At 74.2% G+C, this 13,067-nt stretch carries 10 protein-coding genes; 3 read left to right on the top strand and 7 right to left on the bottom strand.

Annotated features, from left to right (window positions below; all coding sequences use genetic code 11):
- Position 1: 1 nt before the first annotated feature.
- Together EDD33_RS04775 and EDD33_RS04770 are read right to left on the bottom strand one after the other, a co-directional pair.
- On the bottom strand, positions 2-1,429 hold the full coding sequence (locus EDD33_RS04775) for a hypothetical protein (RefSeq protein ID WP_148076935.1): 1,428 nt from the start codon (positions 1,427-1,429) through the stop codon (positions 2-4).
- 258 nt (positions 1,430-1,687) lie between these two features.
- A complete protein-coding gene (locus tag EDD33_RS04770) occupies positions 1,688-2,206 on the bottom strand; it encodes a LysM peptidoglycan-binding domain-containing protein (protein WP_123389321.1) in 519 nt (172 codons plus the stop codon).
- A 282-nt stretch (positions 2,207-2,488) separates the two neighbouring features.
- Here EDD33_RS04770 and lexA point away from each other — a divergent pair, with 282 nt between their 5' ends.
- Together lexA and EDD33_RS04760 are read left to right on the top strand one after the other, a co-directional pair.
- Positions 2,489-3,244 carry a transcriptional repressor LexA gene (lexA, locus tag EDD33_RS04765; protein WP_123393042.1) on the top strand — a complete coding sequence of 252 codons (756 nt, stop codon included), beginning with the start codon at positions 2,489-2,491 and terminating at the stop codon, positions 3,242-3,244.
- A 57-nt stretch (positions 3,245-3,301) separates the two neighbouring features.
- Complete coding sequence (locus EDD33_RS04760; protein ID WP_123389320.1) at positions 3,302-5,401, top strand: fibronectin type III domain-containing protein; 2,100 nt, start codon at positions 3,302-3,304, stop codon at positions 5,399-5,401.
- A 51-nt stretch (positions 5,402-5,452) separates the two neighbouring features.
- On the opposite strand, the gene EDD33_RS04755 is transcribed toward EDD33_RS04760, so the two are convergent.
- Complete coding sequence (locus EDD33_RS04755) at positions 5,453-7,465, bottom strand: ATP-dependent DNA helicase (RefSeq protein WP_425463835.1); 2,013 nt, start codon at positions 7,463-7,465, stop codon at positions 5,453-5,455.
- Positions 7,466-7,583: 118 nt separating this feature from the next.
- On the opposite strand from EDD33_RS04755, the gene EDD33_RS04750 reads away from it, so the two are divergent.
- Positions 7,584-9,407, top strand: coding sequence for a BCCT family transporter (locus EDD33_RS04750; RefSeq protein WP_123389319.1), 1,824 nt, complete (start codon positions 7,584-7,586; stop codon positions 9,405-9,407).
- Here the strand turns inward: EDD33_RS04750 and EDD33_RS04745 are convergent.
- From EDD33_RS04745 to EDD33_RS19635, 4 genes are read right to left on the bottom strand one after another with little or no spacing between them, the layout of a single operon-like run.
- Positions 9,404-10,390, bottom strand: coding sequence for a DUF2207 domain-containing protein (locus EDD33_RS04745; RefSeq protein ID WP_123389318.1), 987 nt, complete (start codon positions 10,388-10,390; stop codon positions 9,404-9,406). The two genes, EDD33_RS04750 and EDD33_RS04745, sit on opposite strands and share 4 nt — an antisense overlap.
- A 27-nt stretch (positions 10,391-10,417) precedes the next feature.
- On the bottom strand, positions 10,418-11,944 hold the full coding sequence (gene hflX, locus EDD33_RS04740) for a GTPase HflX (RefSeq protein WP_123389317.1): 1,527 nt from the start codon (positions 11,942-11,944) through the stop codon (positions 10,418-10,420).
- Complete coding sequence (locus EDD33_RS04735) at positions 11,941-12,807, bottom strand: hypothetical protein (RefSeq protein WP_123389316.1); 867 nt, start codon at positions 12,805-12,807, stop codon at positions 11,941-11,943. Before EDD33_RS04735 ends, hflX begins: the two co-directional genes overlap by 4 nt.
- Entirely contained in the window at positions 12,804-12,983 is a 180-nt protein-coding gene (locus tag EDD33_RS19635; protein ID WP_148076934.1) for a hypothetical protein, read from the bottom strand. Before EDD33_RS19635 ends, EDD33_RS04735 begins: the two co-directional genes overlap by 4 nt.
- Positions 12,984-13,067: the final 84 nt, after the last annotated feature.

The following is a 13,067-nucleotide window of genomic DNA, read 5'->3' as shown; positions in this document are numbered from 1 at the left end:
GTCACGACGTCCGCCAGGTCGACCAGCCGGGCCCCAGCTCGGGGTCGGCCAGCCATGGTCCGGCCATCTGCGCCAGGTGCCCGACCGGTGCCGCGGAGGCTCCCGCCAGCGCCCGCTCCCGCCGCTCGGCCGAGAGTCCGTGGTGCAGCCAGCACAGGGTGACGAGGGCCCCGACCTGGTCCGGCGCGACACCGAGCGCGGCGACCATCTCACGCACCCACCGGAAGAGCACCGGGGAGCCGGGTGCCCGGCCTCGGAACAGCTCGAGGCACCGTTCCAGGAGCACGGCGGGCCCCGCGACGCCCTCGGCGCGGACCAACGCGTCCCCGAGGAAGTAGACGAGGTCCCACAGGGGCATGCCGTCCGCCGTCGCGGACTCCCAGTCGACGGCCATGAAGTCGCCTCCCGCCGCGACGACGTTCCACGTTCCGAGGTCCTGGTGGGCGAGGACGGCGGGCGGGCCGCACCCCGGGGCTCGCAGTCGCGCGACCAGGTCGTCGGGCGCCCCGGCAGCGCGCCAGTGCGGCAGCACCTCACGCTCGAGCCGGTCCAGCTCGTCGTCCAGGGCGGCGGCGTCCCGCGCCGTCTGCTCCGCGACCTGGACCACCCAGCGCGCCACCGACTCGACCACCCCGCTCCGCGCACCCGGGACCTGGTGCACCAGCTGGGGTCCGGGACCTGCGGTCTCGACCGATGCCGGCAGCCCGTCCACGTCGTAGCGGCCCAGGAGTCGCGGCGCGTGCTGCGCCACCACGCCCCCGGCCCGCGCGACCACGGACAGACCGGCCTCGTCCCGGTCGAAGGCCGACGTCGCGGCCGGCACGCGGCTCAGCTTGACCACCCACCGCGGCGTGCCCCCGTGCAGCACGTGGAACACCGCTCGCTGGAGGTCGTCGCCGTCCCCGAGGGTGAGCACCCACCCGGGGTCGCCGGGCAGTCCGAGGTCCCGCGCCTGCTCCAGGAAGCGCGGGGCAACCGGCCGCCCCGGCTCCGGGAACCGGACAGCGCAGCTCGCGATGCGTGGCAGCACCGCGCCCGCCAACGGACCCCACATCAGTGACGCCCTCGCCGCCTGGTTGCGCAGCTCCCCCCTCCGCCCCGGCCGGACCGCGGTCGTCCGCACGTACTGCTGCAGCGGCTCTCGCCTCCACAAGGGCACCACCGCCGTGGGGCGCTGGGTCGCGCCGCGGAGCAGCAGGGGGTGCCACGGTCCCGATCGACGGCGCACGGCCTGGCCGACAGCGGGGCCGAGGACCACGTGCGACCTCGCCGTGACGGCCAGCACCTCCCGGGCATCGCGCACCTCGCCGACCACGAGATCGACCTGCCGCGATGGCCCGTCGACCTCGACCCCTGCCGCGCGCAGCCCCTCGCGCATCTCGGCGAGGGGACCCATCACCACCGCGGTCTCGACGCGGTGCGGAGCCACCAGCCTGAGGTCGGCCGAGCGCAACGACATCGGCAGCACGACCTTTCCGACGAGCGTCCGCCGTCCGGCGCTGAGCGTACCGACACCACGCTCGCCCCCGGGCTGGTGTGCGGGACCTGGCCGCCCTCGCCCAGGCCGCCGGGAGACGCCGACGGGGCGGGGCCACCATGGCCCCGCCCCGTCGCTTCCCCCGTGCGTCGACCCGGGTCGAAGAGGTCGTCGCACGTCATGTCGGCCCGTGGCGGACGGGCCGATGACTCAGCCGCGGGGGACGGCGAGCTTCTGGCCCTCGGCGATCGTCGCCGTGGGCAGCGAGTTGAGCTCCTGGATCTCGTAGACCATCTCGCGGACCTCGCCCGGCTCGGCGACCGAGGAGGCGATGCCGTAGAGCGTGTCACCCGGCTGGACCTCCACCACGCGCACGGGAACCGGCTCGCCGCCGCCGAGCGACGCGACGGCCCAGCTGCCACCGACGGCCACCATCGCGGTCAGCACGACGCCGAGGAACAGCAGGGTCAGGGTGAGGCGACCACGACGGGTCAGCCGGACCTGGCGGACCGCACGCGACTGACGCTGCGGCGCCGGGGCCGCGAGGGGCGCCACGGTGCGGACGGTGCTGGGCACCTCGAGCACCTGCAGGGCCGGGTCCTCCTGGCCGAGGGCCGTGACCGGCGCGGTGAAGTCGAACGTGGGCGCGCTCGCACGGGGGCGCGGGACCCGGACTCGGGCCGCGGCGGACGTGCGGGTGGTCTCGCGGGCAATGCTCAGCGTGCTCATCGATCAACCTCTTTCGGGGAAGTGCCGGGTCGGGCGACCCGGCACGGTCGGCGACCCCTGCCGGGTGCTGGAACGATGTCTATCCGCGACCACCGACAACCGAGGTCGTCCGCGGGTTCGAAGAGACGTTCGATCGAACACCTGTACGACGGTAGGGCACACGAACCGTCGAGACAAGCATTTCGTCGAACATCTGTTCGCACGTCGGTCGAACGCGGGACGCGACACGCGGTTCGAACAGGTGTTTGAAGTGGCCGACCCGGCTGGACTACCGTGCGGCTCATGGCGACGCGAGACGCACAGACCCCCGGTTCCTCCCCCACGACGAAGGGAGGCACCGTGTCCGAGCTGCCCGACGCGGCCCCGGACGTCACCGGGCTCACGCCACGCCAGCAGCGCATCCTCAACGTCCTGCGCGAGTCGATCGAGAAGCGGGGCTACCCGCCCAGCATCCGCGAGATCGGCGAGCTGGTCGGCCTCACGAGCTCGTCGAGCGTCGCGCACCAGCTGCGCGTGCTGGAGCAGAAGGGCTTTATCAAGCGCGACCCCAACCGCCCTCGGGCGCTGGAGGTCTTCATCCCCGAGCTCATGGCGGCGCGCCGCGCGATCGCGAGCGCCGACGAGTCGCCGTTCGACCCGACGGGCGCCGGCGACAGCATGCCCGAGGCGACGATGGTCCCCATGGTGGGCCGCATCGCAGCCGGCGGGCCCATCCTGGCTGAGGAGCGCGTCGAGGACATCTTCCCGCTCCCCAAGTCGCTCGTCGGCGACGGGACGTTGTTCCTCCTGGAGGTCTCCGGCGACTCGATGGTGGACGCCGCGATCTGCAGCGGCGACTACGTCGTGGTCCGCCAGCAGCCCAACGCCGAGAACGGCGAGGTCGTCGCGGCGATGCTCGACGGCGAGGCGACGGTCAAGACGCTGCAGAAGAAGGACGGCAAGGTCTGGCTGCTGCCGCACAACGACGCCTACGACCCCATCGACGGCACCTACGCCACGATCCTCGGCAAGGTGACCGCAGTCCTGCGCCGGATGTAGTTTGTCTGATTTGGGCATTTCGGCCCAAGAGTCCGTATTTGGGGTGACGATGAGGGGGTGCCCCCCCACGCCCGCCGACTCGTCGCTCTCGGCGCCACCGCCGCCATCGCCGCGGCGGTGGCGGTCGGCTCCCCCGGCGCACTGCCTCCCGGCCCCGGTGACGCCGAGGCCACCTCCGACGTGGCCGCTGCCGCTCCGCGGCGCGAGGTGTCGACCCGTCCGGCGACGGCGTCGACACCCCCCGCCCGACCTGCGACCCCGGCCGACGACCCGAGCGCCACCGGGACCGTCTCCCCCCTCCAGAACGACGCCGACGCGGGCCGCGCGTCGGGCCAGGTCGCGGCGCCCGACGCCCAGGTCGCTCCGGTCATCGACCGCGAGCGGCGCGGCCGCGACGCCCTCCGCGCCCTCGGCGACCAGGTCGGCGAGGCGGCTTCGCGCAGCGGTGTCAGCCCGCAGGCCCTGGCCACGGTGCTGCGCGACGACGACACGGCGTGGGTCTCGCGGGAGGGACAGCTCTACTTCCAGGAGCCGATGGCCACCGTGGCCGAGGGGCCCGTCGCCGGTGCGGTCACCACCACCAGCGTCGACACTGCCAAGACCTTCACGCTGCACAGCCGGCCCGGCGCCAAGCGCTCGATCGTCATCGACATGGACGGTGCGGACGTGCGGGGCAGCGCCTGGGGCAAGCTCATCAAGACCCCCCTGCGCGACGGCACCTGGGCCGGGTGGAACAGCGAGGGCACCGCCTCGACGTACAGCCTGTCCGAGCACGCCTGGATCCAGGAGGTCTGGCGCCAGGTCTCGGAGTACTACGCGGCCTTCGACGTCGACGTGACCACCGACAGCCGCGACGACGGCGTGTGGCGCCGGGACACGACCGCGGACGAGACCTACGGCGCCCGCGTGGTGGTCACCACGAGCACCGAGCCCCCCGCCCAGATCTGCGCCTCCGCGTGCATCGGCCAGGCCTGGAGCGGCGTGTTCGACCGGGTGGACCCCTCCGCCTCCTACCAGCCGGCCTGGGTGTTCGCCACCCCCATGGGCGGCAAGCCGATGTCGCCCATCGTCGCGGCCCAGTCGGTCGCCCACGAGGCGGGCCACACCTTCGGCCTCGTGCACGACGGCATCACCACGAACGGCGTCAGGAGCGACTACTACAAGGGCACCACGCTGTGGGGCCCGCTCATGGGCTCCTCGATGACGCGCGGGATCAGCCAGTGGAGCAAGGGTGAGTACGCCGGCGCCACCAGCACCCAGGACGACCTCGCGGTGATCGGCTCCAAGCTGACCCGCGTGCCCGACGAGGACGGCGGCACGACGGCCTCCGCGACCGACCTCCCCACGAGCCCGTCGTACGACGTGGCAGGGGTGGTCAGCGACCGGTCCGACCGGGACCTCTACCGGCTGACCCTCCCCTGCGCGACGACGCTCACCGCGACGGCGACGGGCACCGGCCCCCAGGCGTCCCTCGACCTCCAGCTGGCGCTGCTCGCCGCGGACGGCAGCACCCAGCTGACCTCGGACCAGCCCACGGCCACCCTCGTGACGTGGCCGTCGACCGTGACCGGGATGGATGCGTCGATCAGCCGCGCCCTGCCCGCCGGCACCTACTACCTGCGGGTCGACGGCGTCGGGAACGGATCGGCCTCCCAGGCGGGTGTCGGCTGGTCCGACTACGGCAGCCTGGGCCGCTACCGGCTGCGCGCCTCGGGCTGCGCCGGCACCACCCCCCCCAGCCCGACCGCGGGCCCGACCCCGACCCCGAGCACCGCGCCCTCGACGACGCCAGCGCCCGTCACCACGTCCCCGACGCCCACGACGAGCCCTGCCCCGGTCGTGATGACCCGACCGGGCGCCCCGACCATCGGCTACGCCTCCTCGGGGGCCAGCGGCGGCACCGTCAGCGCCACGGCCCGGTGGAGCGCCCCCAAGGTCACCGGCGGTCAGGCGGTCCGCGGCTACAAGGTGCGCGCCTACAAGCTCGACTCCCGCAACCGGGTGGTGCGCACCTACACGACCGCGCGCACCGCGGCCAACGTCCGGACACTGGTCTACCGACTGCCCCGGGGCCGCTACACCTTCGTCGTGACCGCGGAGAACGGCCTGGGCGCCTCGCCCTGGTCCTCCCGGTCGCGCATCGTCACCGCCCGCTGAGTCGGCGCCCGCCGGGACAGCCCCCCGGGGAGCGACGCCAGCAGCACCGGCTCAGGCGCCGGCGAGCCGCCTCAGGGCCTGCCGCACCAGGGCCGGGTCCTCGGTCTGCCACATCGGCGGCAGGCTGGCCCGCAGGAAGGAGCCGTAGCGCGCGGTGACCAGCCGCGGGTCGAGGCAGGCCACGACACCCTTGTCGGTGGTCGTGCGGATCAGTCGCCCCGAGCCCTGGGCGAGCAGCAGCGCCGCGTGCGTGGCCGCCACCTGCATGAAGCCGTTGCCCCCGCGCTGGTCCGCCGCGCGCTGCCGGGCCGACATCAGCGGGTCGTCGGGTCGGGGGAACGGCACCCGGTCGATGATCACCAGCTGACAGGTCTCCCCCGGCACGTCGAGGCCCTGCCACAGGCTGAGCGTCCCGAACAGGTTGGTGTGGGGGTCGCCGACGAACTGCCGCGCCAGCTCGGACAGCTGCGCCTCCCCCTGGGCCAGGGTGGTGAGGTGCGGCAGCACCTCGCGCACGTGCTCGGCGGCCGCCTCGGCCGCGCGACGGCTCGAGAACAGGCCCAGGGTGCGCCCGTCGGCGGCGTCGACCAGCTCGGCGATCTCGTCGAGGTGGCGCTGGGTCAGGCCGTCGCGGCCCGGCTGCGGCAGGTGGCGGGCGACGTAGAGGATCGACTGGGCGCGGTAGTCGAAGGGCGAACCGACGTCGAGCGCCTCCCAGGGCTGCGCGTCGTCCTCGGCCCCGTCGTCGGAGGAGGCGTCCACGGGGGTGTCGGCGGTGACGCGCTCGCGGGGCCACAGCCCGAGCGAGGTCGCGACGGCGTCGAAGTCGCCCCCCAGGCGCAGCGTGGCCGAGGTCAGCACGGCGGTCTTGTCGGCGAGCAGGCCGTGGCGCATCGGCATCGCGACCTCGAGCGGCGCGACGTGCAGCGAACGACCGCCGCGCACGCGGTCGCGCTCGGAGACCCAGAGCACGTCGCGGTCCGAGCCGGCCGCCATCCGCTCCGCGGTCGCGAACAGCTCCTGCGCCCACCCCTTGGCCTGGGCCGCCCCGGGGTCCGGCACCTCGCCGGAGCCGATGGCGGGCTCCTTGGGCAGCGCGGAGACCAGGGCCCGGGCGGCGTCACGCACCAGCTCGAGCGCGTCGCCGAGCGCCTGCGGCGGGCGGTCGACGCGCCCCGGCTCGATCGTGAGCAGCGCGTCGAGCAGGGCCTCGCCCGCGTCGCCGAGGTCGTCGGCCTCGTCGCCCTCGACCAGCCGGGCGGCGCGGCGGGAGGTGCGGTCGACCTCGCTCGCCGAGAGCTCGTCGGTCGCCGCCTGGGTCACGCGGGCGACCAGCTCGTGCGCCTCGTCCACGACCACCGTGTCGTAGGTCGGGATCATCGGGATGCCCTCGATGGCGTCGATGGCCAGCAACGAGTGGTTGGTCACCACGACCCGGGAGCGCTGGGCCCGCTCGCGGGCCAGCTCGGCGAAGCACTCCTGGCCGTAGGGACAGCGAGCCGCTCCCAGGCACTCGCGGTGGCTGACGCTGACCTGGCGCCAGACGCGGTCGGTGTGGCGCGGCGCGTGGTCGCGCTCGCCGGTGCCGCCCGAGGACGACTCGTCCTCCACCCACTCCCGCAGCGCGAGCACCTCGGCCCCGAGGGACCCCTCGGGCAGCGAGGCCGCGTCGAGCAGCGCTCCCTGGTCGTCGGGGACGCCCTCGCGGACCCGGTGCAGGCAGGCGTAGTTGGAGCGCCCCTTGAGCACGGCGAAGGAGGCGTCCTCGCAGCCCGGCTGGCCCTTGACGGCCTCGACGAGGGCCGGCAGGTCGCGCTCGACCAGCTGGTGCTGGAGCGCGAGCGTCGCGGTCGCCACCACGACCCGGTCGCCGTGGAGGAGCGCCGGGACGAGGTAGCCCAGCGACTTGCCGGTGCCGGTGCCGGCCTGCACCAGGAGGTGCCGGCGCTGCGACATCGCGCGGGCGACTGCCTCGGCCATCGCCACCTGACCGGGTCGCTCCTGGCCTCCCAGGGTGGCCACCACTGTGTCCAGGACCTCGCGCACGCCCTGCTCCTCGACCACCGGAGCACCTTATGCTGGTTGACCGCTCACCCCGGCCACCCCCTGGTGACCTGTGGAGGACGAGCCGCCTCACGGCAGCACGGCACGACCCGTACACCTGGAGAGAGAGGCACTCGGCATGGCCACGACCACCACCGAACCGACCGCGAGCGGACCCGAGCGGGATCCCCACGACGGTCGTCACGACGTCGTCGACGCCGTGTCCACCAGCCCCGACCTCGTCGCCCGCGCGGCGCAGACCGGTGAGCACCCGGCGTTGGAGAGCGTCGTCGACGAGCAGGACCACGGCTCCGGCCTCGACAAGGTGGTCTTCGGCGTGACCGCCGCCATCAGCCTGGCGTTCCTGGTGTGGGGGTTCGTCTCGACCGGCTCGCTGACGTCGGTCTCCGCCACCGCGCTGACCTGGGTCACGACCTACACCGGCTGGCTGTTCGTGCTGACCGCCACCGCCTTCGTGGCCTTCGTGATCTGGCTGGCCATGGGCCGCTTCGGCGACATCCCGCTCGGCAACGACGGCGAGAAGCCGGAGTTCAGGACGGTGTCCTGGATCGCGATGATGTTCTCGGCCGGCATGGGCATCGGCCTGATGTTCTACGGCGTCAGCGAGCCGCTGTCCCACTTCGTCACCCCGCCCCCCGGCACCGGCGCGGCCGGCAACCCCGAGGCCGTGCAGCACGCCATGGCGACCACGATGTTCCACTGGACGCTGCACCCCTGGGCGATCTACGCCGTGCTGGGCATCGCCATCGCCTACAGCGTCTACCGCAAGGGCCGCCCGCAGCTGGTCAGCTCGGTCTTCACCCCGCTGTTCGGCCGTCGCGCCACCTCCGGCCCCGCCGGCCGCGTCATCGACGTCCTGGCCATCTTCGCCACCCTGTTCGGCTCGGCCGCCTCGCTCGGCCTCGGCGCCCTGCAGATCGGCTCCGGGCTCGAGATCGTGACCGGGATCGGCCGCGTCGGCAACGGCGTGCTCGTCGGCATCATCGTCGTGCTGACCATCGCGTTCATCTTCTCGGCCGTCTCCGGCGTCGAGAAGGGCATCCAGTGGCTGTCCAACACCAACATGGTGCTCGCCCTGACCCTGGCGCTGTTCGTCTTCCTCGTCGGCCCGACGGTCTTCATCCTCGACCTCGTCCCGACCGCCCTGGGCTCCTACGTGCAGGACCTCGCCCAGATGTCTGCCCGCACCGAGGCCATCGGCGGCGACGGCATGGCCGAGTGGCTGTCCACCTGGACCGTCTTCTACTGGGCCTGGTGGCTCTCGTGGACGCCCTTCGTCGGCATGTTCATCGCCCGCATCTCGCGCGGCCGCACGATCCGCCAGTTCGTGACCGGCGTGCTGCTGGTCCCGAGCCTGGTCTCGCTGGTCTGGTTCGCGATCTTCGGCGGCACCGCCATCCGGCTGGAGCAGCAGGGTGCCGGCCTGGGCGACATCGAGGCGGCCGAGAGCCAGCTGTTCGGCATGCTCGACCAGCTGCCGCTCTCCACGATCACCGCCGTGCTGGTGATGGTGCTCGTGGCGATCTTCTTCGTCTCCGGCGCCGACGCCGCGTCGATCGTGATGGGCACGCTGTCCTCGCGCGGCACCATCGAGCCCAAGCGCGCCACCGTGATCTTCTGGGGCGTCCTGATGGGCGGCGTGGCCGCGGTGATGCTGCTGGTCGGCGGTGACGGGGGCGACGCGCTCACCGGGCTGCAGAACCTCACGATCGTGGCGTCCCTGCCCTTCGTGCTGGTGATGATCGTGCTGTGCGTCGCGCTGGTGAAGGACCTGCGCTCGGACCCGCTGATGGTGCGCCGCCGCTACGGCAGCGCCGCCGTCGAGCAGGCCGTGGTCGACGGCGTCACCCGCCACGGCGACGACTTCGCGATCGCGGTCGAGGAGAGCCCCTACGACGAGGAGACGCTGGCCTCCTCCGACCCGCGCAAGAGCGACTCCTAGACCGGCTCCTGCTCCCGGGTGGCGGCCCGCCCGGCGCCACCCGGGAGCAGCAGCGGCAGCGCGGCCACGGCGAACGCGCCCGGCACCAGCACGGCCAGCGTCCACGGCGCCAGCACCCAGGTCACCGCCGTCGCCAGCACCGCCGCGACGACGGCCAGCCGGGTGCGCCTCGGTCGCGACCGGGCGGCCAGCCGGGTCCCGGCGTACGACGTGACGAGGGCGAGCAGCAGCACCACGACCGGCGGCCACCACCGCTCCCCCAGCGCCGGCACCAGCCGCAGCGGCCACGGCAACCGCTCCGCCTCGGGGGCCTCGCCGTCGAGCACCACGTCGACCCGCACCGGCTCCCCGGCCGCCAGCCGGCCGGTGGCCACGACCAGGCCGCGGTCGGCCAGCCGGGGACGACAGCTGCTCCCGGCGGCGGAGCACCGCACGCGCTCGGGCCGGTCCGGCAGCTCCAGGCTGGTGCGGCTGCGCAGCACCGGCGTGCCCCAGCCGGCCGGCAGCAGGTCGAGACGCAGCCGGGCCCGGTCGTCGTCCTCCCCCGCTGTGGCCAGCACCCCGGGGACGGTCCAGTGCAGCACGTAGACGTGCTCCCCGGTGAGCTCGCGGTCGTGGTCGCCGAGCCGCGCGACGACCACGCCCGCCACGCGCTCGAGCGCGACCTCCTCCGCCTGGCCGTCGCGGGTCACGGCCACGTCACGCGGCGAGCGGTCGCCGCGCACGGCCCCGGGGTCGCGGAGGTCGAAGCGGCGCTCCAGGCCCGCCGTCGGGCGGGCGAAGCTGACGGTCAGCGTCTCGGCCGCCCGCAGCGTGCCGCGCCCGTCCACGGCGTACGCCGCCCGGTGGTCGGTCACCGTCACGCCGGCGTCGACGTCCGGCACCGGTGCGGCCGGACGCACGACCGGGGCCAGCACCAGGCACGCGAGCAGCACGCCGGCCACCACGCGCAGGACCGACCCGGCGAGGCGGTCCCGGCTCATGCCGCGGATCCTAGGCGGCGTACGGCCTCAGCCGGGGTACGCCGCGAGCTCGCCGGCGAGCACCTCGTTGACGCGGGCCTCGAGCCGGGTGCCGTCGCCGGTGTGCTCGAGCGAGATGACCTCGCCGTGCTCGTGGACCTTGGAGAGCAGGTCCCCCCGGTCGTAGGGCAGCAGCACCGAGACCTCCACGGCCGGCTTGGGCAGCTCGGACTCGATGGCGGCCAGCGCCTCGGTGATGCCCTCGCCGGTGCGGGCCGAGACCACGACGGAGTGGGGCTCGCGCTGCCGCAGCCGGGCCACGACCAGCGGGTCGGCGACGTCGGCCTTGTTGATGGCGACCAGCTCCGGCACCTTGTCCGCACCGATCTCGGCCAGCACCTCGCGCACGGCGGCGAGCTGGCCCTCGGGGTCGGGGTGGGACCCGTCGACCACGTGCACGATCAGGTCGGAGTCGGCCACCTCCTCCAGCGTCGAGCGGAACGCCTCGACGAGCTGGTGGGGCAGGTGACGCACGAACCCGACGGTGTCGCTCATCGTGTAGACGCGGCCGTCCCCGGTCTCGGTGCGGCGCGTGGTGGGGTCCAGGGTCGCGAACAGCGCGTCCTCGACCAGCACCCCCGCGTCGGTGAGCCGGTTGAGCAGCGAGGACTTGCCCGCGTTGGTGTAGCCCGCGATCGCGACGCTGGGGATCTCGTGCCGCTTGCGGCCCGAGCGCTTGGTGTCGCGCGTGGTCTTCATGTGGGTGAGGTCGCGGCGGAGCTTGGCGATCTTGGTGTTGATGCGACGGCGGTCGGTCTCGATCTTGGTCTCACCGGGACCGCGTCCACCGATGCCCGCGCCACCGGCGACCCGGCCACCGGCCTGGCGCGACAGGTTGCCGCCCCAGCCGCGGAGCCGCTGCTTCATGTAGTTCAGCTGCGCCAGCTCGACCTGCGCCTGGCCCTCGCGCGACTTCGCGTGCTGGGCGAAGATGTCAAGGATCAGCGCGGTCCGGTCCACGACCTTGACCTTGACCTTGTCCTCGAGGTTGCGCAGCTGGCTGGGGGCGAGCTCACCGTCGCAGATCACGGTGTCGGCGCCGCTGGCCTTGACGATCTCGGCCAGGCCCTCGACCTTGCCGCGGCCGATGTAGGTCGCGGGGTCGGGGCTGTCGCGTCGCTGGTAGAGCGCGTCGAGCACCGTCGAGCCGGCGGTCTCGGCGAGCAGCGCGAGCTCGGCCATGGAGTTCTCGGCGTCGGCGACCGAGCCCTGGGTCCAGACGCCGACGAGCACGACGCGCTCCAGGCGCAGCTGGCGGTACTCGACCTCGGAGATGTCCTCGAGCTCGGTGGACAGCCCGGCGACGCGGCGCAGCTGGTGGCGAGCCGCGAGGTCCTGCTCGCCGGTGGTCTGCTCGCGCTCGTCGGGCCACGGGGCCGGGTCGGCGGGCGAGGCGGGCGTGGTGGGAGGAGCCGTGGCGACCTCGGGGCGGCGCGGCTCGGTGGTCACCTCGTCCCAGTCCGCCGTGTCGGCGAGCTCCTGGGCGAGGTCGAGGGGTTCGGGTGCGTTCGTCATACGTCTCCCAGGTTAGTTCGCGCGTCGCGACGGGGCGAACCGGTTTCGGCGCGGTCGGTGCGCGACCGGAGCCGAGCGGTCTCGGGGTCGGACAGCTCGCGGCGCGCCGCGGGGTGGGTGCGGTAGTGCGCGACCAGGTCGGCCACCAGCGCCCCGTCGGAGCCGAGGAAGGCCAGCGGCACCGACACCTCGTGGGCCGCGACCCGGGGACCGCCGACCGGCTGCTCGGCCAGGCCCTGCGGGCCTCGGGTGCGGCGCAGCGCCTTCGCCGAGCGCGCCTCGAGCACCAGCCGGCTCCCGGGGTCGGCGACGAGCCGCTCACCGACGAGGTCCTTCCACGCCACCCGGGTCGTGGTGTCGTACGTCGACCACACCACCTCGCGCGGCGTGAGCAGCAGGCCGCCGCGCTGGTAGTCGCCACGCAGCAGCCGCACGCCCATCGGCGCCCCGAGACCGAGCACGCCGGCCACGAGCACGACCGGGCCCCAGGGACCGCCGGCCGAGGCGGAGAGCGCGTTGGCCACCAGGGTCAGGGCGAAGACCACGAAGAGGACCACCAGTGCGGCCAGCCACGAGAGCACCCACCGCGACACGGGCAGCTCGAGACCCCCGTCGCGCGACCGGGCGTCGACCCGCCCGGTGCGGCGCACGACGGTGGCCGTGACCAGGAAGACCACGGCGCTGAGGACCAGCAGGGCCAGGGCGAGGCCCGAGGCGGCGAGCCAGCCGCCGCTGGTCACCATCACCACCGCACCGGCGAGCGGCACGAGCGAGAGCAGCACCACGAGGGCCACACCGCCCCAGACCCTGACCGCCGGGCGACGGGGCAGCTCGTGCCCGCCCCCGGCCCGCGGCTCGCTCATCGGTCGGCACCCGTCGATGTCGTCCGACCGCCCCAGCGGACCCCGGCGGCGGGCGTGCCCCGCTCGACCCGGCGCGTGGGGCGCACCAGGGTGCGGGGCGGGTGGCTGACCAGGACGAGCCCGACGCGCTGCCCGACCGGCACCGGTGGCGTGGTCGCCGCCCGGGCGTCCATCACGCCCTCGGGGCGACGTACGGGTGCACCGTCGGCCTGCCGCTGCTCACCCCGAGCACGTTACCGACCACCGACGCGCCTTCCCCG

Origin of the sequence: Nocardioides aurantiacus (genome assembly GCF_003752505.1) — a bacterium.
Lineage (GTDB): Bacteria > Actinomycetota > Actinomycetes > Propionibacteriales > Nocardioidaceae > Marmoricola > Marmoricola aurantiacus.
This window is presented reverse-complemented; position numbering and strand designations above follow the sequence as displayed.

Excerpts from the sequence above, each read along its gene's own strand:
- EDD33_RS04770 (WP_123389321.1), bottom strand. The coding sequence starts at position 2,206 with ATGAGCACGCTGAGCATTGCCCGCGAGACCACCCGCACGTCCGCCGCG.
- lexA (WP_123393042.1), top strand. The coding sequence starts at position 2,489 with ATGGCGACGCGAGACGCACAGACCCCCGGTTCCTCCCCCACGACGAAG.
- EDD33_RS04750 (WP_123389319.1), top strand. The coding sequence starts at position 7,584 with ATGGCCACGACCACCACCGAACCGACCGCGAGCGGACCCGAGCGGGAT.
- EDD33_RS04745 (WP_123389318.1), bottom strand. The coding sequence starts at position 10,390 with ATGAGCCGGGACCGCCTCGCCGGGTCGGTCCTGCGCGTGGTGGCCGGC.
- hflX (WP_123389317.1), bottom strand. The coding sequence starts at position 11,944 with ATGACGAACGCACCCGAACCCCTCGACCTCGCCCAGGAGCTCGCCGAC.
- EDD33_RS04735 (WP_123389316.1), bottom strand. The coding sequence starts at position 12,807 with ATGAGCGAGCCGCGGGCCGGGGGCGGGCACGAGCTGCCCCGTCGCCCG.